The sequence below is a fragment of the Pelosinus sp. sgz500959 genome (assembly GCF_042610375.1).
GTDB lineage: Bacteria > Bacillota > Negativicutes > DSM-13327 > DSM-13327 > CTSoil-075.
In genome coordinates this window covers 308,853-328,173 of record NZ_JBGJZL010000003.1, presented here as the reverse complement: position 1 = coordinate 328,173, position 19,321 = coordinate 308,853, and the positions used below count along the sequence as shown (strand labels likewise).

Annotated in this window: 21 protein-coding genes; 7 read left to right on the top strand and 14 right to left on the bottom strand. The window is 39.0% G+C overall.

Going from position 1 to position 19,321, the window contains the following annotated elements:
* Window positions 1-45: 45 nt before the first annotated feature.
* Both ACAN52_RS06420 and ACAN52_RS06415 read left to right on the top strand, forming a co-directional pair.
* Window positions 46-876: a sensor histidine kinase gene (locus ACAN52_RS06420; protein WP_378953672.1), complete on the top strand. Its 831-nt coding sequence runs from the start codon at window positions 46-48 to the stop codon at window positions 874-876.
* Window positions 877-897: 21 nt separating this feature from the next.
* Entirely contained in the window at window positions 898-1,539 is a 642-nt protein-coding gene (locus tag ACAN52_RS06415; RefSeq protein WP_378953671.1) for a response regulator, read from the top strand.
* Window positions 1,540-1,562: 23 nt separating this feature from the next.
* Here the strand turns inward: ACAN52_RS06415 and ACAN52_RS06410 are convergent, their stop codons facing one another.
* The 3 genes from ACAN52_RS06410 to ACAN52_RS06400 form a co-directional block, all read right to left on the bottom strand.
* Complete coding sequence (locus ACAN52_RS06410) at window positions 1,563-1,964, bottom strand: ExbD/TolR family protein (protein ID WP_378953670.1); 402 nt, start codon at window positions 1,962-1,964, stop codon at window positions 1,563-1,565.
* A complete protein-coding gene (locus ACAN52_RS06405) occupies window positions 1,939-2,565 on the bottom strand; it encodes a MotA/TolQ/ExbB proton channel family protein (protein ID WP_378953669.1) in 627 nt (208 codons plus the stop codon). Before ACAN52_RS06405 ends, ACAN52_RS06410 begins: the two co-directional genes overlap by 26 nt.
* Before the next feature lie 67 nt (window positions 2,566-2,632).
* The gene (locus ACAN52_RS06400) at window positions 2,633-3,370 is read right to left on the bottom strand and encodes an energy transducer TonB (protein WP_378953667.1); all 738 of its coding nucleotides are present in this window, start codon (window positions 3,368-3,370) and stop codon (window positions 2,633-2,635) included.
* Between the two features lie 500 nt (window positions 3,371-3,870).
* Between ACAN52_RS06400 and ACAN52_RS06395 the strand changes: the two genes are divergently transcribed.
* Genes ACAN52_RS06395 through ACAN52_RS06375 form a run of 5 tightly spaced genes read left to right on the top strand, consistent with a single transcriptional unit; the run spans window position 3,871 to window position 6,585 of the window.
* A complete protein-coding gene (locus ACAN52_RS06395; RefSeq protein ID WP_378953666.1) occupies window positions 3,871-4,089 on the top strand; it encodes a hypothetical protein in 219 nt (72 codons plus the stop codon).
* A 25-nt stretch (window positions 4,090-4,114) separates the two neighbouring features.
* A complete protein-coding gene (locus ACAN52_RS06390; RefSeq protein ID WP_378953664.1) occupies window positions 4,115-4,294 on the top strand; it encodes a hypothetical protein in 180 nt (59 codons plus the stop codon).
* 4 nt (window positions 4,295-4,298) lie between these two features.
* On the top strand, window positions 4,299-4,706 hold the full coding sequence (locus tag ACAN52_RS06385) for a DUF4418 family protein (protein WP_378953663.1): 408 nt from the start codon (window positions 4,299-4,301) through the stop codon (window positions 4,704-4,706).
* Complete coding sequence (locus ACAN52_RS06380; protein ID WP_378953661.1) at window positions 4,703-5,902, top strand: ABC transporter permease; 1,200 nt, start codon at window positions 4,703-4,705, stop codon at window positions 5,900-5,902. Before ACAN52_RS06385 ends, ACAN52_RS06380 begins: the two co-directional genes overlap by 4 nt.
* A 17-nt stretch (window positions 5,903-5,919) precedes the next feature.
* Entirely contained in the window at window positions 5,920-6,585 is a 666-nt protein-coding gene (locus tag ACAN52_RS06375; RefSeq protein ID WP_378953660.1) for an ABC transporter ATP-binding protein, read from the top strand.
* Between the two features lie 73 nt (window positions 6,586-6,658).
* Here ACAN52_RS06375 and ACAN52_RS06370 read toward each other — a convergent pair whose 3' ends face one another.
* The 11 genes from ACAN52_RS06370 to ACAN52_RS06320 all read right to left on the bottom strand — a co-directional run bounded on the left by ACAN52_RS06370 (window position 6,659) and on the right by ACAN52_RS06320 (window position 19,306).
* A complete protein-coding gene (locus tag ACAN52_RS06370) occupies window positions 6,659-7,372 on the bottom strand; it encodes a 2-phosphosulfolactate phosphatase (RefSeq protein ID WP_378953658.1) in 714 nt (237 codons plus the stop codon).
* A 17-nt stretch (window positions 7,373-7,389) separates the two neighbouring features.
* On the bottom strand, window positions 7,390-9,813 hold the full coding sequence (locus ACAN52_RS06365) for a heavy metal translocating P-type ATPase (protein ID WP_378953657.1): 2,424 nt from the start codon (window positions 9,811-9,813) through the stop codon (window positions 7,390-7,392).
* A gap of 70 nt (window positions 9,814-9,883) precedes the next feature.
* Window positions 9,884-10,153, bottom strand: coding sequence for a metal-sensitive transcriptional regulator (locus ACAN52_RS06360; RefSeq protein ID WP_378953655.1), 270 nt, complete (start codon window positions 10,151-10,153; stop codon window positions 9,884-9,886).
* A 161-nt stretch (window positions 10,154-10,314) separates the two neighbouring features.
* Entirely contained in the window at window positions 10,315-11,037 is a 723-nt protein-coding gene (locus tag ACAN52_RS06355; protein ID WP_378953654.1) for a GntR family transcriptional regulator, read from the bottom strand.
* Window positions 11,038-11,173: 136 nt separating this feature from the next.
* On the bottom strand, window positions 11,174-11,764 hold the full coding sequence (locus ACAN52_RS06350) for a DMSO/selenate family reductase complex B subunit (protein WP_378953652.1): 591 nt from the start codon (window positions 11,762-11,764) through the stop codon (window positions 11,174-11,176).
* Window positions 11,761-14,028: a DMSO/selenate family reductase complex A subunit gene (locus ACAN52_RS06345; protein WP_378953651.1), complete on the bottom strand. Its 2,268-nt coding sequence runs from the start codon at window positions 14,026-14,028 to the stop codon at window positions 11,761-11,763. Before ACAN52_RS06345 ends, ACAN52_RS06350 begins: the two co-directional genes overlap by 4 nt.
* 198 nt (window positions 14,029-14,226) lie before the next feature.
* Window positions 14,227-15,405, bottom strand: a complete 1,179-nt coding sequence (locus ACAN52_RS06340) for a trans-sulfuration enzyme family protein (RefSeq protein ID WP_378953650.1) — start codon at window positions 15,403-15,405, stop codon at window positions 14,227-14,229.
* A gap of 522 nt (window positions 15,406-15,927) precedes the next feature.
* Entirely contained in the window at window positions 15,928-17,220 is a 1,293-nt protein-coding gene (gene nifB / locus ACAN52_RS06335) for a nitrogenase cofactor biosynthesis protein NifB (protein WP_378953648.1), read from the bottom strand.
* A gap of 92 nt (window positions 17,221-17,312) precedes the next feature.
* Window positions 17,313-18,188 (bottom strand): nitrogenase iron protein, encoded by an 876-nt coding sequence (nifH, locus tag ACAN52_RS06330; protein WP_378953647.1) that lies wholly within the window; start codon window positions 18,186-18,188, stop codon window positions 17,313-17,315.
* A 166-nt stretch (window positions 18,189-18,354) separates the two neighbouring features.
* The gene (locus ACAN52_RS06325) at window positions 18,355-18,546 is read right to left on the bottom strand and encodes a DUF1858 domain-containing protein (RefSeq protein WP_378953645.1); all 192 of its coding nucleotides are present in this window, start codon (window positions 18,544-18,546) and stop codon (window positions 18,355-18,357) included.
* A gap of 199 nt (window positions 18,547-18,745) precedes the next feature.
* Window positions 18,746-19,306, bottom strand: coding sequence for a flavodoxin family protein (locus ACAN52_RS06320; RefSeq protein ID WP_378953643.1), 561 nt, complete (start codon window positions 19,304-19,306; stop codon window positions 18,746-18,748).
* Between the last annotated feature and the right edge of the window lie 15 nt (window positions 19,307-19,321).

The window sequence follows — 19,321 nt, the reverse complement described above, 5'->3', positions numbered from 1 at the left end:
ATTAGAATAACCGACAACTGCTACTATTTTATTAGAGGTGTTTTTATGAACATTACAAAAATGAAGTGGCTCTCTGCATTATTCCCCGCTCTATTCATTGGTATATTTGAATTTGTACGCCATGAATTTTTACATTACATATCCATGGACTGGGGAAATTTGCTGGTCGCTGTCGTGGCTGGAATCTTATTTCTATTTTATTTCCACGGTATTTTTGCCATGTTAGAAAATCTTTATGACAAATTGCAAAAAGAGAAAGAAGATACAGCTGTTTTACAAGAACGAGATCGTATTGCCCGGGAAATTCACGATAGCGTTTCCCAAGCCTTATTTTTTATGAATGTGAAAGTATTAGAAATCGAAACAGCACTAACGCAAAAGCGTGAACCAATGGCTGCAGTACAAGAACTACACGAAGCAATCAAACTGACGGATGCAGATATTCGGCAACATATTTTTGCATTACAGAAAGTCACTGAAGAGAATATCAACTTGATCAGTAAAGTGCAAGAACATCTTGACCAATTCCAAAAAAAACACGATATTGTAGTGAATTTGCGTATTAAAGGTAACATTAGCTCTAAATTTGATAACCAAGTTAAAAGTAAATTGCTTCGTATTTTACAAGAACTCCTGCTCAATATTCGTAAACATGCTGCAGCCACACAAGTAAATGTTAGCTTACTAGAAGATACTCATCAATGTTCCATGGCAGTCACTGATAATGGTAAGGGTTTTGATGTGGAAAAAGTATTAATAAAGAAAACCTCTTTCGGTCTTAAAAATTTAAAGAATGATGTGCGTATAATTGGCGCTACACTTGACTTAAAGAGTTCTCCTGGCGAAGGAACGACAGTAGTCATCAGCTTAAATTAAAATAGAGGAGTAAATACAGATATGTTAATTAAGGTATTGATCGTAGATGATCATCTCTTGTCACGCAAGGGCATTGCAAGCATCTTATCAACTAATCCCATTTTTGAAATAGTCGGCGAAGCGACCACTGGCCAAGAAGCCTTTGAAAAAGCTAAAGAATTAATGCCGGATCTGATTTTAATGGACATTCGCATGCCTGGTGGCAGTGGTTTAGAAGCAACGGGTCTGATAAAAGAAGAAATGCCCTATGTAAAGATTATTATCCTCAGTGTCTCTGATGATGCTCAAGATTTTTTTGAAGCGATTAAAAAAGGTGCTCAGGGTTATTTATTAAAAAATATGGAAACAGGCTATTGGATCGATTATATTATTAGTATTGTCCAGGGAGAGGCGCCTATTTCCCGTGATTTGGCTTCTAAGATATTGCAGGAATTTTCGATTCCAAAGATAGATATCTCTCCTAGCAACACCTTATCTGACCGTGAAAAAGAAGTATTACAGTCCGTGAGCTTAGGACTGAGCAATAAAGACATTGGAAAAGCACTTTTTATCAGCGAGAGTACAGTCAAAAATCATTTACGCAATATTATGGCTAAACTCCATCTAGAAAATCGTATGCAACTCATTGCATTTGCCTATAAAAATGGTCTTATTAATCATTGAGATTAATAAGACCATTTTTCACTTTAATTGGGATTGACTGCTATCCCAATTTTGACGATACCACTTTGCCGAATAGCCTCCATTAATTCAATGACTCGCCCATGCTCTACGCGACGATCGGCATTGATAATCACTGAGGTTTCCTTGTTTTGTTTGTATTGTTCAGTAAGACGCTCTACGACAGTTGTTGGTGATGATGATTCTTTCTCATAAAAAAGTTGATCATCTTTGGTCAAGGTCACTGTCAATACTTGAGGTGTTTGACTCTTTACGCCAGTTCCATGAGGAAGATTCACTGGCAAATTATTTTGGTTTGTCATGGTTAATGTGGCGACCATAAAAAATAGTAATAAAAAAAACATAGTATCAATCATCGGAATAATTTCAATGCGGACTTTCTTAGGCAAACTTCTTGATATCTTCATGCTTATCACTCCTATAGAACGGTGTATCAAGTGCCATTTCCAGTCGTGTTGCATAGTGTTCGATCTTAGTTGTCTCTCTCTCGATACGTGCAAGGAAGTAGTTATAAGGGATCAGGGTCACTATCGCCACGATAATTCCAGTTGCCGTTGCGATTAATGCCTCGGCAATTCCGCCAGTGACTGCATGGGGCTGACCCATTCCAGCGACAGACATCACTTGAAAAGAACTGATCATACCAATAATCGTTCCCAGTAGCCCTAACAGTGGAGAAAGAGTAATAATCGTATCAAGAATTGGCAACCCTCTTTTCATGTTGTCTACCTCAACAATCGCTGCCGCTTCCATTGCTTTGGAAGAATTGCATCGTTGGGCAATGCCAGCTGATAAAACATGTAATAATGGTGATTGCGTCCCCTGGGAAATAGTAAGTGCTTCATTAAGCTGTTCTTTCATAACAAATGTCACAACTTTATCTGCATGATCTGATATGCTGATCCTTCTTAAGAATAATAACTTTTCAATGCTAACAGCAACAGCTGTTAGTGAGCAAACTACCAATGGTAACATGACCCATCCACCTTTTATCAGTGCATCTAACATGATGATTTACACTCCTTCTAATCTTATTTTTACTTATATACCAACTTAACGATCTTCAAAAGAATAATTAATCATCAGCAAGATCAAATTTAACACGCACGTCGTAGTAACTCTCAACTGGCTTATCGCTTTGACGTGCTGGAGAAAAACGCCAACTTTTTACACCTTGCGCTGCCGCATCATCAAGTACACTATAGCCACTACTTGTACGTACTGTTACCGCTGATGGCGATCCATCTGTACCAACTAAAATACGAATTACGACTGTCCCTTCCCAGCCAGCACGCCGAGCCTCATAGGGATATGCTGGTCGCAAACCAGAAATATGACTCGCCTTAGTTCCTACTATTGATTTTGCGACTTGCCCTTCAGCCTTCTTATCCATATCATGATTATCACCATTACCGTTGACTGCACTTACTGTAGGAGCTGTTGTTATTCCATCATCTCCTTGCACAACTGTCGTATCCCTTACTTGAATGTTAGACACTGAACTCTGCCTTAGCTGCGCATCTTCCTTAGACAAAACTTGATTTTGTAACTGCTGTTCAGAATTAACTGATCGGGACTGATTTTTGACTGTTGTGGAATCCACAGTCTGAGGATTCAAATCCGTCAATGTCTGCTCTATATTGGGCAGACTAGTTGGTATAAATTCTACCTCAATAGGCGTGGCATAGGAAATAGGCTCAATCATATACCCTCGCATTACCACAAGGCCAAGTAGAACACTATGAATGATTAACGAGATTCCAAAAGTTTTGACATATGGTTTCTTTATTATAGTTCTCTTACATAGGCCCATTGATCCACCTCCTCTTTGACCTAAAGAAAACTTGACTTCGGGTAAGTTTTAGCGCAGACCAAAGTCTTAGTTGCTCTTACTTGTCATCAAGAAAGTATTATACTTTCTGATGACGAAAAAAGGCCAGATTTATCCTCTAGGATAAATCTGGCCTTTAGTCTTTCTAATCAGCCTGAACGATTTCAATTCTATAAAGTATTTTACCAAATGTATAATCAAACTAATCAATATAACATTAATTATAGATTTATTTACCTCACTGTCTACTGTACTAAAGTACTATTTTTTTAACTAAAAGTACTATAATAACTTATTATTAAATAATCATGTAAAAAATCTATTTACAATTCTAACGCTAGATGTTATGATCTGTATCAAACATTAAAATAGTGATGTGCTTACAACTAAGCGCTGGCTGGTTAGAAAAACTAAAGGCCGAGTCTATCCTATGGGATAAACTCGGTTTTTTTGTTTTTAGATTATATAAGGAGGTGGCATAAGTGGTTAGAATACTAGCTTTGGTAGGAATCTTATCCTTTTCAATCTTATGGACTGGACTTGTTGCAGAGGCTCATGATGGGAAAGAACACATCAGTCAAGAAATAGAACATGTACAGAATTGGGCGACTAACGAACAAGAATCGATTCAGAATAAGAACAACTCTAATGCAACACACAAAAAAGATAAATGTTGCGATGAAGATAAAGAGAGTAATTAAAATAACTTTTAAAGGAGTGAAAAAAATGAATTTTAATCGTTTTTTAATTTTAGCCTTCCTGCTATTTTCTATAGGAATTGGTATTTTATATAACGGACTAAACAGAGTTCCTTTAAGACCAATTGATCCAAGCACAATCCACAAGCATGGGAACTCTTCACTTTTTTTAAATAATGTGGATAACAAGCAAGAAAGGAGCAGTTAATATTATGAATTATTATAAAATTTTATCATGGATTGCTCTGATGATTAGCGTTTTACTTTTAATTTTACCCAAATATATACCCATTTGCGTAGGACATACAAATGATGGTCATCCTATGTTATGCCATTATGCATACCAAGCTGAATTTATCATTACATTACTTGCTGTAATCCTTTCCTCCAGCCTCTTAGTTCTGCATACCGTTGAGGCTCGATCACTCGCTAGTTTTATTATTTTCTTGCTTGGAATTATAGTGATTATTTTACCACAATCATGGGCGATAGGTATCTGCGAAAATGGAGCTTGCCTTAAAACTACCTTCTTTGTCACAATTGGCGGCAGTATACTTGCTCTCATAGGGCTTTTTATTCTATTAATCACTCGCAAGACAGAATCGGGGGAGGTTACATGACATTTTTAATCTGGAAAAGTCTTATGCACCGCAAATTACAAAGCTTTGCTATCCTCTTTTCCATTGCCATTGGGGTAGCCATTGTCTTATGCGTATCGGCCCTTTATAACGGTGTCTCATCTGGCATGGAAATTTCCAAACAGCGTATGGGAGCTGATCTTGTTATCATTCCTGGTGGTGCAACACTCGAACCTAGTCTTGTATTATTTGGCGGAGCGGCAGCTAACACCTATATGAACAAAAAAGATTTTGATGCCATACGTTCTATTCCTGGCGTTCGCCGAGCAACACCCCAGTTTTATACCAACAGTTTAACAGCAGACTGCCATGATATTGGAACAAATAATCGTATGATCGGTTATGATCCAACGACTGATTGGATCGTTGCACCGTGGCTAAAGAAAATTCAAAAGACCGAACTTAAAGATAACGAGATCATTCTTGGATCAAAAGTACCGACTTGGACACAAAATAAAATTATGGTCCTAGGAACTTGGTACGATATTGTAGCTGTTGCAGAAGAAACTGGCACAACCCTAGATTATTCCCTTCTTGTTAGCATGTCCGAAGCGCGCCGCGTTGTTGGCAAAAATCCTCAGTTTAAACCAATTTGGAATAAACAAGGGTCACCTTCTGAGCTGATTTCCACAATCTTAGTACAACTCGATGAATCAGCCAATGTGACGGATATCGTAACAAAGATCAAAGAAGTTGATTACGTACAGGTGATTGTCGCATCGGATATCAAAAAACGTATTAATGATCAATTTACTATTCTACTTTACTTACTGGGCGGTATTGGTCTACTCGTCGTAGTCTTATCTTTATTCCAATTATTTGCACGCTTTTACACCTTAACTGTTGATCGTCAGGCAGAATGGGGACTCTACCTGGCCCTTGGTGCTTCTGGTAAAGATATTGCTTCCATTATTGTGGGTGAAGCAGCGATCGTCGCTTTGACGGGTTCCTTTATTGGGCTTTTATTAGGCGGCGGATTCTATAAGGCGAGTTTGCTATTACTGGTGTCCTACCAATCCTTTCCCTTTGTTGACCCAGCCTGGTCTTTTTTCGCTATCACATCCCTCCTGCTAATCGGAATTTTTTCTAGCTTGGGAGCATTGGCCGCCTGGCTACCTGCTTACCGTGGTAGCCAAGTCGATCCAAGCACGGTTATGACACGTGGTGAATTTGATTAATGTGGAGGAAAAAAACTATGAGCAACCTAATTGAATTACAAAATATTAGTAAAAATTATGGCAAGGATAGCATCTTATCAAATCTATCTCTTACTGTCAAAAAAGGAACAGCCGTAGCCATTGTTGGCGATTCAGGTGGTGGAAAAACCACCCTTTTATCCATCATGGGATTACTGCAAAATACGACTTCTGGGAAAATATTCATTGATAATCTTGACATAAGTTCTTTAAGCCAGCAAGAACAAGCCAAAATACGGGGGAACTATTTTGGCTTTGTTTTTCAAAGAGCTCGTTTGATCAGTTCTCTCACTGCTCTAGAAAACGTAATGGTACCTGCTTGGTTAACTCAGAAAGATAAAAATCTGGAAAAGAGAGCCATCGAACTATTAACTCACTTTAATTTAGATCACCGTCTCAATCATAAGCCTGGAGAGCTTAGTTTAGGTCAATTACGCAGAGTTTCTCTAGCGAGAGCACTACTATTAAATCCTCCCATCTTGCTAGCTGATGAGCCAACCAATGACCTCGATCCAGCCTTAGCGAAAAGTGTTGCCGATTGTTTGCTAGAAGCGCGGGATAGGGGCACCAGCGTCGTAATTATTACTCATGATCCAGTTTTAGCTGCACGTACCGATGAAGTCTTTACTTTGCAAAATCGGCAAATATACCAAGTTCAACATTAAAAGACAGTGACAATAAAGGGCAAAAGTTAGAGAAACCTCTTCATTACTCTCTAACTTTTGCCCTTTTATTTATCTAATTATTTAATACAATTTTTCCTTCTACATACTCTGGTACGATGTCCAAGATGTCTGTTTGAAAACAATACTCAACATCATCCATACGATTCAGATCGTATAATCGTTTGCCATTACGACTCTTAACGCCAGTCTCAACTAGGTTGTCTTTGGCTTCATTATACATGAGTAAAGCACCATAAGCTGAGTCAGTAAGGAATATTTCTCCGTCTTCAGTTAACAATTGAACTAATAAGCCTGCGCAAAGAGCATCTTCTAGTGAAAATAAACCATCTGTTCCAGCACATACAATTAAAATATCTTTTCCATCTTTTTTTGCTTGCCGAGAAACAGCTTTAGCATTTAAAAAAGAGCCGATCAAGGTCCGATATGCCCCGTCAGTTGCCTTAATGGCAATGGTTCCATTGGTCGTAGTCATCACAATCTTCTGATCCTTCACCTTGTCCTCAGAAAATTCGAAAGGTGAATTTCCAAAATGATAACCATCAATCTTGATCGATTGTCGTTCACCTGCAAATAAGACAGCTCCCATTTGACTAGCCATCGTACTAGCATCCTCAGTCGACAAAACTGGAATCATGGCAGCACATCCATTGGCAAGAGACGTCACGATCGATGTCGTCGCTCGAAATATATCGAGTACGATACAAACCGTATTAGAAAGATCAACCCCATTTACGCTGCTAGGTAATACCGCAACATCAATTTTCATAAATAAACAAATCTCCTTTATTGATTAATCTTAAAACCTTTGAGCCTAAGAGCATTCATGACGACAGAAACAGAGCTAAAAGCCATAGCCGTTCCCGCAATCACTGGTGATAGAAAGCCTGCAGCAGCGATTGGCACGCCTAAACAATTATAAATCAGCGCCCAGAATAAATTTTGTTTGATATTATTCATAGTTGCTTTACTGAGTTTTATAGCGGCTACAATACCTCGGAGGTCTCCCCCCATGAGAGTAATATCAGCGGCTTCAATAGCAACATCTGTACCTGTACCAATCGCAAACCCTACATCAGCAATGGTTAATGCCGGAGCATCGTTAATCCCATCACCGACCATCCCTACGACCTTACCTTCGCTTTTGAGTGACTTTACTTTTTCGGCTTTATCTTTTGGTAGTACTTCAGCCATAACCTGCGTAATACCAATTTGTTTAGCAATGGCCTGAGCGGCCCGTTCATTGTCACCTGTCATCATCCAGACTTCAAGACCTAATTGTTGAAGCTCTAGCACAGCCTCTGCCGAATGTTCTTTTATGGTATCAGCTACAGCCAATAATCCCACCATTTGGCGGTCAATTGCCATAAGCATAACAGTTTTACCCTGTTTCTCCAATCCCTCGACTTGGGAAATAACTCTATCGATCGCAATATGATTGTCACCCATTAACTTACGAGTACCAACCAATACCTTTGTACCATCAAGCATAGCTTCGACTCCATAGCCTGGAATTGCTGTAAATTCATCAGGATCCGTCATTGTTACACCTTGATTCTGACCAAATTTCACAATAGCTTCTGCCAGAGGATGCTCCGATTTCTTTTCAGCTCTGACTGCAAGAGAAAGGAGTTCACTTTCAGTCAAATTCGATACAGAAATAATATCCGTTACATCAGGTTTACCTTTGGTAATCGTACCAGTTTTATCCAAGACAATAGCCGTCAATCGATGAGCATTCTCTAGGTGCTCAGCCCCTTTAATGAGAATACCATGTTCTGCTCCTTTACCCGTTCCGACCATAATCGACGTAGGTGTTGCCAATCCTAATGCGCAAGGGCAAGCAATAACCAATACAGCCGTAAAGTTAATGAGAGCTCTGGATAAATTTCCTAGATCAATTATAAAATACCATACTAAAAAGGTCAACACTGCCAATAGAATGATCGTCGGCACAAAATAACCTGAGACGATATCGGCAAAACGCTGTATCGGAGCTTTCGATCCTTGTGCTTCCTCTACAATCCGCAAGATTTGGGAAAGAGCCGTATCTTTACCGACTTTAGTGGCTTTGAATGTAAAGGCTCCAAATTTATTGATGGTTGCACCAACAACTTCATCATCTATTTTTTTGTCCACAGGGATACTTTCACCAGTCAGCATGGACTCATCAACTGCCGATGTACCTTCGATAATGACTCCATCCACAGGAACTTTTTCACCAGGACGCACAATAATAATTTCTCCGACTCGTACTTTTTCAATCTCAATATCCACTTCTTTACCATCTCGAATTACACGAGCGGTTTTCGCCTGTAGACCCATAAGAGATTTTATGGCTTCAGAGGTTTGTCCTTTCGCTCTTGCTTCCAGGAGTTTTCCCAAAATAATGAGAGTAATTAAAATAGCTGAGGTTTCAAAATACAAGTCTGGAATACCAAGAATGATGTTCACTACACTATAAAAATAGGCAGCTGATGTTCCTAGAGCAACTAATACATCCATATTAGAACTTCCATTTCGCAGGGCTGTATAAGCACCACGATAAAACTGTCGCCCAGCTACAAATTGTACAGGTGTTGCCAGTATGAATTGAAGATAAGGATTATTTAAGCTATGACCAATGGTTCCCATTATCCCCAGAGAGTGCATGACCATAGCCCCTAATAAGGGAATCGAGAGGGCCGCCGATAACAAGAGGCGAAATCGTTGTTTGCCCACTTCGTTTTCTCTCACTTCTTTCTCACGGTCAACATCTTCAGCATCCTTAATATCATGAGCAGAAAAACCTAACTTTTCGACTTTTATTTTCATCTGTTCTGCAGTCACTTCACTGCTATTATATTCGACGGTCGCCTTTTCAGCGGCAAAATTAACCGTAGCACTATATATGCCAGATAATTTACTTAACCCCTTTTCCACGCGGTTAGCGCAAGCAACACAGCTCATCCCCGTAATCTTAAACTCAGCTTTATCTTTAACGACCTCAAAACCAAGGGTTTCTACTTTTGTCACAAGATCTTGTAAGCTAACTTGCTTCCCATCATAAGTGATGGTCGCTTTTTCAGCAGCAAAATTCACGACTGCTTTATCCACACCCACCAATTTTCCTAAACCTTTTTCAATTCGATTTGCACAAGCAACGCAAGACATACCACCAATCTTCAAATTCGCAGAACTTAGATTATTACTTACCTGATCTGTCGTCATTCTGATCACATCCTTTTCTATCGATAGCGCACTAACAAGATCAATAGTCTTTTATTAGTGCGTTATATAGTTATTTATTAAATTGTTTTAGTACATTGAGTAGTTCATCAATACTTTCATCTGCACGATTTTCTTTAATGGCATTCACTACACAACTTTTAGCATGACTCTCTAAGATCATCAGTGCCACTTTATTAAGAGCAGCTCGTGCTGCTAAAATCTGCTGAACAATATCAACACAATAACGTCCTTCATCAAGCATTTTATCAATACCATTGGCTTGACCAATAATCTTTTTTAAACGTAATCTTAGTTCACTTTTTTCTTTATCCGTTAACATACAATCACCTCTTAGCTACTATACCCCCCTAGGGTATATATTTATATTATTATACCTTGTAAGGCTTGTCAATATTATTTCTTGCAATCGTCCCTCTTATTCTGAAGGTTTTTAACCAAAATAAAGACCACCCTCATGTAAAGGATGGTCTCGATCTTACTTTATTTCGATGAACGATCACGTATCTTTAATCCTTCCAACAAAGCAGCTTCAGTATGCTCTAAATGCTCAATGGCATAACGTTGAGCTTTTTTGATTTTTTTCCCTTTAATTGCATCGAGAATTAAGGCATGCTCGTGAATCACTTCTTTGGCTCTGCCATCAACTTGCAAAGCCCAATAACCGAACCATTGCATTTGAGAGCTTAGATTTTTTAAGAGCTGCAAGAGCCTCTGATTACCGCAATGCTTAGCAAGTTGAATATGAAATTTATCTCCGTCGGCAAAGGGAAGGATTGTCTTTTCATCAAGAATTTTTGAAGGAATAAATTGTTGACGAATCTGTTTAATTTGTTCATTGGTAATGTTGCCAATTAACAATTCAATTACTAGTAGTTCATTCGCCTTACGAATTTGCATCACTTCTTTCACATCTTGCAAGTTAATACTCTTAACAATAATTCCCTTGCGCGGCAAAGACGTTACCCAACCTTCTAGTTCTAATCGCTGAATTGCTTCACGTAAAGGAGTTCGACTAATCCCGAACTGTTCGCTTAATACTCGTTCCGATAGTAAACTCCCCTCTGGTATTAAGTGAGATACAATGCCTTGTTTTATTTCATCATACGCATGTTCTTTGTATGCAAGAGGCTGAGTTTGCTTTATTAATTTAATATGATTACCTCCTTCGCATAAACTATATCTACTATCTAACCATATATTCATTCAATTGACAAATCAGATTTTCCCAAACGAAAGGAATAGCGTCGCCTACTTTGCCTAATCAAAAGTATAGCACTTTCTCGATTACAAGTAAGAAAAACTAACGCTTGCGCCTGCGTCTGGGGACTTGCCACAAGCCTTAGTCTTTTCTTAAATCAATTGCATCCCGATGAGGGGTTAGCACCCATGCAGGTTTAAGTTCCGTTGTATCTGGTAGTCCCTTCACCCAGTTAGCATAACCATATTTTTTTTGTAATTCCTTGAGTTCACCATACCCAAGTACACGCATCGGACAAGCTGAAATACAAACTGGTACTTTTCCTTCTTTTAAGAGATCCTGGCAAAAATCACACTTTTTCATCTTACAAGTGGTTACATCAAACTGGGGGGCTTGGTAAGGACAGGCTGCCAAGCACCGGCGACAACCAGTACAACGTTCTGAATCTATCAGTACCAGTCCATCTTCTGCACGTTTATCAATGGCGCCACTTGGACATACGGTAACACAATGAGGATTTATGCAGTGATTACAGCTAACCGAGACCCAATAGGCATAGATGTTATGTTCGATAACCTTATTTTCTACTGTAAAACTACCACCTTCATAGGCATGGACTTGGCGAAACCTTTCCCCACGGGATAAATTATTTTTATCTTTACAGGCAATTTGGCACGTGTTACAGCCTGTACAATGTTTTTGTTCAACATAAAATGCCATCTGCCGACTCATACCCCTACCTCCTGCTTATCTAATTTAATCACTTCAACCAGATTCGTATGCTGGGGATTTGCAAAAGCCAGGGGGGTAGGTTGATACTTTGTCAGTGTATTAATGCAACCACGTCGGTCAATCCCCTCTTTATCTGGCGACCACCAACCTCCCTGAGGTACTGAAACAACCCCTGGCATAATACGAGGAGTAACCTTAGCAGGCAATATCACTTTACCTCGAACATTGTAGACCAAGACCTCTTCACCATTTTTTATACCACGTTTTTCTGCATCATATCCACTGATCCAAAGTTCCTGTTTTTCTGCATCTTCCATCCAGTCATTATTATCAAACATGGAATGGACACGCCGCTTGATATGATGGCCAATACATTGGAGAGGATACTGACCATATAGAGGATCTTCTGGCCCTTCCCAAGCAGAAATATATTTAGGAATTGCTGGAACAACATCCGGTTGATTTAATTCCCATAAACGCGCTGAAAAAAATTCAATTTTCCCCGAAGGCGTTGAGAAAGGATGTCCCTTCGGATCTTCAATTTGTTCTTTAAAGGCAATGGCCGGTTCTTCATATTCCCAATCATATACGCCTTTTTCTTTAAATTCTTCATAGGCAGGGAAACCAGGATTTTCTTTGCGTGTTTCATCAACAATAAAACGCAGCCAATCATCTAAGGTTTTTCCTTGGGTAAATTCATCTTTGAGTCCTAGTTTTTCAGCTAGATCTCCTATCCAATCATATCCATTTCGACATTCATCAACGGTCTCAACGGCCTTATTCATAAACAATACATAATCACCATGAGACCATGGTGCCACAATATCTTCCCGTTCCATAAAATTATCCGCTGGTAATAAAATATCGGCAAACTTTGCACTCGCTGTCAGAAAATGATCACTGACCACAATGAATTCAGCGAGACTGTCATCAGCGAGAAGTTTTGCTGTTCCATTTGTATCAGAATGTTGATTAATAAGACAATTCCCGCCCATATTAAAGATCAATTTAATATTAGCAGACAATTTATCGACACCACGTACGCCTTCTTTTTTGCCTAGCTGCATCCCATTTTGAATGGCCAGCGGCCACATGTACATGGAAATCGCCGCTTTACAAGGATTAGGAACGGGGATCGAACCTATATATTGTTTGCGACATGGGGAGCCACAACCAGAAGCCCAGCCACCTTTTATACCAATATTTCCTGTCATGGCCGCGAGAGCAGCCCCGCTACGGGGTGGTTGTTCTCCATAAGCATGGCGCTGAGGGCCGAAACCCTGAATGAGCGCACCGGGCTTAGTTAGAGCATATTCTCTAGCCAATTGAATAATAACATCTCTAGAGATACCTGTTAATTGTTCTGCCCAAATTGGGGTTTTAGGGATCAAATCCATACCTGTACCAAGGATATAACTTTTGTAGGAATTCCCCTTCGGAATGCCTGCTGGCATATGTCCTTCATCGAAGCCAAGACAATAGGTATCTAAGAATTGTTGGTCCTGAAGATTTTCTGTAATCATGACGTAAGCCATGGCATCTAAGAGAGCGCTATCCGTCGTAGGCCTAATGGGTATCCACTGATCAGCCAGTGCTGCCGCAGTATCTGAATACAATGGATCAATACAAATGATTTTTGCCCCTGCTGCCTTCGCTTTTTTTAGATAATAAGCCGTATTGGTACCATGAATCGTTGCCGCTGGATTGAAACCCATCAGAATAATGAGCTTAGAATTTACCCAATCTTCACGGCTGTTGCCCGTATTGACCGTTCCATAAGTATATGGAGTTGCTGCATTCGTGCAGGCCGAGCTATATGTGCCATAGTAATCCAAATAACCTCCATATAACGCCAATAATCTTTTCATCCAAACTTCTTCCGATGTTTTTCCAGCATTGCCTGTCGCATATTGAAGATAAATAGCCTCTGGGCCATATTTCCCCATAATTCTTTTGGTATGATCTGCAATGCTATCTAACGCTTCAGCCCAGGAAATGCGTTCAAAGATACCTTCGCCGCGTTTACCAACACGTTTCATGGGATACGTTAGCCGATCTTTATGATATAAATAACTTCGATAGGCGCGACAACGAAGACAGCCACGCAATTGCGGCTGCCCTTCTGTATCTGGACGTTCATCATCACTGGTAATACGGACAATACGTCCTTCTTTTACATGGGCTTTAATAATGCAGCGCCCACCGCAGTTATGAGAACCTGATGTTCGTATGATCCTTTCTTCTTGCAATGCTATAGTCGTCATCTTTCTCAACTCTCTTGATTTTATTTTATATAAAAACAGCTCAAAAAAAAAAAAAAAGACTAAGAAGATTCTCAAAGAATGTTCTTAGCCTTTAGTTTCTCTAATCATCTATTATATCATATACTTTTCTGTAAAATGATGGGTTTATTCTATTATCTATTGGCTACTTTGTCAATAGCGCTTTTATCTATTCTTGAATTATAATCCACATCTTTCAAGTGCCTGTTTTAGGTCAGCAATAATATCATCCGCTTCTTCTAACCCTATACTAAATCGAAGATGACCATTTTTGAATTCATCAGGATAAAAATGATTTCGTTCGTCGTTAGGACCAGTATAAACAATAAGACTTTCATCATGACCAATGGAAACGGCAGGAACAATCAGTTCAAGAGAATTCACAAATTGATTATGGGTATCTACGTCGCCTTTTAGTCCAAATGACAGAACACCCGAATACATACTCATTTGTTTTTTGGCAATTTCATGTTGAGGATGACTTTCAAGACCAGGATAAGCAACAAAATCCACCGATGGATGCCCTTCGAGGAATTGAGCGACTTTCATAGCACTCTCACTATGTTGTTTCATACGTAAAGGAAGGGTTACAACGCCACGCATGATGAGCCATGCATTAAAAGGGCTGATCGCTCCTCCTAAATTCACCATTGCTTGACGTTTTATTTGATCAATCAATTCTTTTCGACCAATGACAGCTCCTCCCATCGCATCTCCATGACCATTAATATATTTGGTTAAGCTGTGAATGATAAGATCGGCTCCCAGTTCAAGAGGTTTCTGCAAAAAAGGCGAGGCGAAGGTACTATCTACTGTGAGTAATGCGCCAATAGATTGAGCGATTTTCCCTATTTCAGCAATATCGCTGATTCGAGTCGTAGGATTACCAGGAGTTTCAATATGAATAATTTTTGTATTGGGCCGTAATGCTTTCTTTATATCATCCAAATTCCCAGTATCAATCAGAGTGGTTTCCACGCCATATTTATCAGGGAAATATTCGTTAAGCAACCGATAAACAGCCACATAAGACACATTGGAACAAATAATATGAGAATCTTTATCTAAAAAAGTAAAAAACACCCCTGCCAGAGCAGCAACACCCGTACTCAATACAACGCAATCTTCTCCTCCTTCAAGAGCTGCCAATTTCTCTTGAAGATAGGTTTGGTTTGCTGACGTATTTCGCGTATAAACCAATTGATTAGGATCACTCCAGTCAAGAGTTGATGAATCTTCAGGAAGCCGATAGCTATTTGCCATTGTAAGAGGACGTCTGATCGCACCTGTTTCTTTATCAATACCATTACCTGTATGAATACATTGGGTTCGAAAAGAAATTTTTGTTTTATTAGCCATGTTAATCTCCTTTTTTTTATCATTTTTATTAAATCTTTATAAAAAAAAACAGGCTGAAGCAATCATCACGATTACTCCAACCTTCAGTTTACTGATCAGTTAGCTAGGGATTTACGGTATGGGAGATAGTGATCTACTCTTTCCAAAAGGAAAAAAACAACTCCATCTTTAAAAACAATACTAACATTTTGTATTTATTGTGTCAATCTCTAACTCTAGCTGTGCCAACAAATGATCTGAATTTCTCTATTTACGTCACGATGTACCAGCATTTGCCATCAGCGGTTGCGCTAATGCCTGTACCAAGCCTCAAGCTCATGATGTTGGCTTTAGAGGAGCCGTTTAATCCTTAGTCGATAAACAAATTTGTATAAAATAGAGAACGATTGAGCGCAGTATTGGCGACTTCTGGTATATAAGCCATCAAAGCTAATGTTGAGAAAAATTTAAAATAAGTTCATTTAAAGATAATAAACGCAGAGATTACCTTAACTGAGGTAACTTCTGCGTTTTTTCATATAGCTACATTTCTTGTTGTCTCTTTTGTTTTCTATTATTTAAGATTGACAACTGACTTACCGCATACTGTAAGCCATTTTCTATTGTGTCACAATGGGTTACACTGTAAATTTCTTTTTCTTGTAACTTATCTTTAGCATATTGACCAATTCGCATTGTCAAAACCGCGTCACACCCTTGTAAAGCATCAATCACCATATCTCTTTTTCCTTCATCGGAATCACATTCTTCTACACCAGCGCAAAATTTATTTACCAAACGATTTTCGATTTTTTCAAAATTTGTACCATCACCTTGGTAAATTAAAAACTTTGTAGCATGCCCAAAATGTTGATCAACAAGTTTACCATATTTCGATGTAACAGCAATTTTATATTGCTTTTCCGTAAGCTTTGGAAGAGTTGATTCGAGTGATGGACGATTGCACATCCGAAATTCCTGTGAACGATCTTCTCCTAAGAGTCCAATGGCATCAGCTCGACATTGCTGACAATGCCGCATTTGCTCTATTTCAAGTTGACAAATGTTTCTAAGATCATTGATCTCTTTCATACTTGTTTGCGGGAAGTCCTCAAAGGCACTACCTGGAGCTGGGATTAATGGCATAATATTTGTAACAAAAACACCTAGGTCTTTTACTTTCTTAACCACATCCGGAATATGGTGGTCATTGATGCCTTTGATCATTACAATGTTTATTTTCACTAGCACGCCATGTGACGTTAAGTATTCAATGCCCGCCAATTGATTTTTTAAAAGAATTTCCGCTCCTTCGATGCCTGCATAATTTTTCCCTTTATAAGAAACAAACTTATAAATTTTAGCGCTGATTTCTGGATCTAATGCATTCATGGTCACTGTCACATGATGAACACCAAGTGCCACAATTTGCTCAGCATAGTCTGGTAGCATTAAACCGTTAGTTGACAAACAAAATGTAACATCTTTATCGAGTTCTCGTATTTTTTCAATTGTCGCCTTGGTCGATTCCCAGTTTCCTAGTGCATCACCAGGACCTGCAATACCAATTACAGTAAGCTCTTTTATTTTACTTTTAACCCAGGCAAATTTTTCTGCGGCCAAATCCGGTGTTAATACCTCGCTAGTGACACCAGGTCTACTTTCATTGACACAATCAAATTTGCGATTACAATAATTACACTGTACATTACAACCAGGTGCCACCGGTAAATGCATGCGTGCATATTTATTGTGTGCATCGGCTGAATAACAAGGATGTTTTTTGGTCTTCTCTAATGTAGCATTACTTACATTACCAGAGCAAGGGTTGCCCATTTTTCAGCTCTCCTTTCTGTAAAAAGAATGAAGGATACAGAAATAATCAAATTTCTGCAGCCTTCATTTTTATATGATCAGCTTGTTTTTTATTAAATCCCTGACGCTTTGCCGCGTACTTCACCTGTTTCCATTGCTAATAAGTGATCAGCCCAGGTTGCAGCCCATGCACGTAATTCACTGATTTCTAGTGGCGCAGGAACTTTTGATTCTGTCGTCTCGATTACTTTTTTCGCAAGACTTCGGTATACCTTTGCTTGTTCAGAATTTGGCGCAGCTTCAATTGTTGTTTTTCCTTGTAGTTCAGCTTGGGTTACTGTGACGGAGCGTGGAACATATTCCACAACACGAGTCTTGGTTTTCGCAACAAAATCATCAATGATATCTCTTGAGTAAGGAGCATTAATGGAATTGGCAATCAAACCACCTAAAAGGGCACCACCGGAATTGGAGTATTTTTGAATACCTTTAAACAAATTATTAGCGGCATAAACAGCCATGAAATCAGCAGATGATACAGTAAATACATGTTCTGCAATGCCTTCACGAATTGGGACAGCAAAACCACCACACACTACGTCTCCTAAAACATCATAGATAATTACATCTAAGTCTAATTCTTCATATACATTTAATTGTTTTAACAGTTGAACAGCAGTAATGATGCCTCTGCCAGCGCAACCAACGCCTGGAGCTGGGCCACCAGCTTCTACGCAATACACGCCATTGAAACCTTGAAAAATGACATCTTGGGCATTTACTTTATTTTTTTCCCGCAATGTATCTAACACAGTAGGGATATAAGTACCATCACGCAAGGTATTCGTAGAATCGGCTTTCGGATCGCAACCAAACTGCATGACTTTATAACCCATTGTGGATAAGGCCGCACTAATATTAGAGGTAGTAGTAGATTTACCGATTCCCCCTTTTCCATAAATCGCAATTTGTTTAATTTTTTTACTCATTTTTTACTCCTCCTACTCTTTTTTAAAAACAAAAAAAGCTAGAGTGATGTTCTTGTAGAACGATCATTCTAGCCTTCGGATTTTTGTCCAATCAGCTGTATTACTTTATTAGAGTATAATTTTTCATTAACTTTAAAAACATAGTAAATGCAAGAATCAAATTCATTTACACAATACTGTTAAGATCAGCAATCAATGCATCAACATCAATGCCATGAGCTGCTGCTCCTTGCTCAATATTTTCAAAGCGGGCAGCCGAACAACCAAAACATCCCATACCATAATTGCGAAATATCCCCACTGTCTGTGGATAGCTTTCAACGACTTCACTAATACTCAATTCTTTCGTTATTTTCATCTTTCCCACCCCTTACTGTTTGAAATAAAAAGGCAGAATCTTTTCAAAATGAAAAAATTCTGCCTCTGGTTTTTCCAGTCAACAAGTTTTCAATATTATTTTATTGATAAATTTATTGTATTTATAAATTATAAACTTGAAACTACTTGCTGTCAATCTTTTTTTACAGAATTAGAAAGTTGATGAATAATAAAGGCTATTAGCGATTTACCAGTTCCTTACCAAGAGCAAAAGCAGACTGTAGATATTCTTCTTTTTCTAAGGCTGCACCAACGGGACCAAGTCCAGTACCCACTAGCGGTTTTGGTCCAGTTTCAAATCCAATACGCGTCAATACCTGGGCTGTTGAATTGACAAGACCAGCATAAAGATTGGCATCAGGTTGATTTTGGGTAAAGACTAGGGTAATTTTTTTGCCTGCAGCCAGGCTATTGGTAAAGTCAGGTTTTAAATAGGCATATAAGCGATCCATGAATAGAGCAGTCTGGGCTGTCAAACGTCCGAAATAAACCGGAGAACCAAGGATTATGCCATCGGATTCATTTATAGTCTCGTATACCTTTTTCATGTCATCGTCCACAACACAGTGACCTGTTTTTTTACAAGCATAGCAAGCCTGACAGCCACGAATATTCAGTTCATTTAAGTAGAGAATCGTCGTCTCAGCACCTTGAGATTTCGCGCCTTCTAAGGCTTTTTGTAACAGTGTATCGGTATTCCCCTCTTTACGCGGACTGCCAACTAAACCAACAATTTTCATACAAATCACTCCTTC

Excerpts from the sequence above, each read along its gene's own strand:
- ACAN52_RS06420 (WP_378953672.1), top strand. The coding sequence starts at position 46 with ATGAACATTACAAAAATGAAGTGGCTCTCTGCATTATTCCCCGCTCTA.
- ACAN52_RS06415 (WP_378953671.1), top strand. The coding sequence starts at position 898 with ATGTTAATTAAGGTATTGATCGTAGATGATCATCTCTTGTCACGCAAG.
- ACAN52_RS06410 (WP_378953670.1), bottom strand. The coding sequence starts at position 1,964 with ATGAAGATATCAAGAAGTTTGCCTAAGAAAGTCCGCATTGAAATTATT.
- ACAN52_RS06405 (WP_378953669.1), bottom strand. The coding sequence starts at position 2,565 with ATGTTAGATGCACTGATAAAAGGTGGATGGGTCATGTTACCATTGGTA.
- ACAN52_RS06400 (WP_378953667.1), bottom strand. The coding sequence starts at position 3,370 with ATGGGCCTATGTAAGAGAACTATAATAAAGAAACCATATGTCAAAACT.
- ACAN52_RS06390 (WP_378953664.1), top strand. The coding sequence starts at position 4,115 with ATGAATTTTAATCGTTTTTTAATTTTAGCCTTCCTGCTATTTTCTATA.
- ACAN52_RS06385 (WP_378953663.1), top strand. The coding sequence starts at position 4,299 with ATGAATTATTATAAAATTTTATCATGGATTGCTCTGATGATTAGCGTT.
- ACAN52_RS06380 (WP_378953661.1), top strand. The coding sequence starts at position 4,703 with ATGACATTTTTAATCTGGAAAAGTCTTATGCACCGCAAATTACAAAGC.
- ACAN52_RS06375 (WP_378953660.1), top strand. The coding sequence starts at position 5,920 with ATGAGCAACCTAATTGAATTACAAAATATTAGTAAAAATTATGGCAAG.
- ACAN52_RS06370 (WP_378953658.1), bottom strand. The coding sequence starts at position 7,372 with ATGAAAATTGATGTTGCGGTATTACCTAGCAGCGTAAATGGGGTTGAT.
- ACAN52_RS06365 (WP_378953657.1), bottom strand. The coding sequence starts at position 9,813 with ATGACGACAGATCAGGTAAGTAATAATCTAAGTTCTGCGAATTTGAAG.
- ACAN52_RS06360 (WP_378953655.1), bottom strand. The coding sequence starts at position 10,153 with ATGTTAACGGATAAAGAAAAAAGTGAACTAAGATTACGTTTAAAAAAG.
- ACAN52_RS06355 (WP_378953654.1), bottom strand. The coding sequence starts at position 11,037 with ATGAATATATGGTTAGATAGTAGATATAGTTTATGCGAAGGAGGTAAT.
- ACAN52_RS06350 (WP_378953652.1), bottom strand. The coding sequence starts at position 11,764 with ATGAGTCGGCAGATGGCATTTTATGTTGAACAAAAACATTGTACAGGC.
- ACAN52_RS06345 (WP_378953651.1), bottom strand. The coding sequence starts at position 14,028 with ATGACGACTATAGCATTGCAAGAAGAAAGGATCATACGAACATCAGGT.
- ACAN52_RS06340 (WP_378953650.1), bottom strand. The coding sequence starts at position 15,405 with ATGGCTAATAAAACAAAAATTTCTTTTCGAACCCAATGTATTCATACA.
- nifB (WP_378953648.1), bottom strand. The coding sequence starts at position 17,220 with ATGGGCAACCCTTGCTCTGGTAATGTAAGTAATGCTACATTAGAGAAG.
- nifH (WP_378953647.1), bottom strand. The coding sequence starts at position 18,188 with ATGAGTAAAAAAATTAAACAAATTGCGATTTATGGAAAAGGGGGAATC.
- ACAN52_RS06325 (WP_378953645.1), bottom strand. The coding sequence starts at position 18,546 with ATGAAAATAACGAAAGAATTGAGTATTAGTGAAGTCGTTGAAAGCTAT.
- ACAN52_RS06320 (WP_378953643.1), bottom strand. The coding sequence starts at position 19,306 with ATGAAAATTGTTGGTTTAGTTGGCAGTCCGCGTAAAGAGGGGAATACC.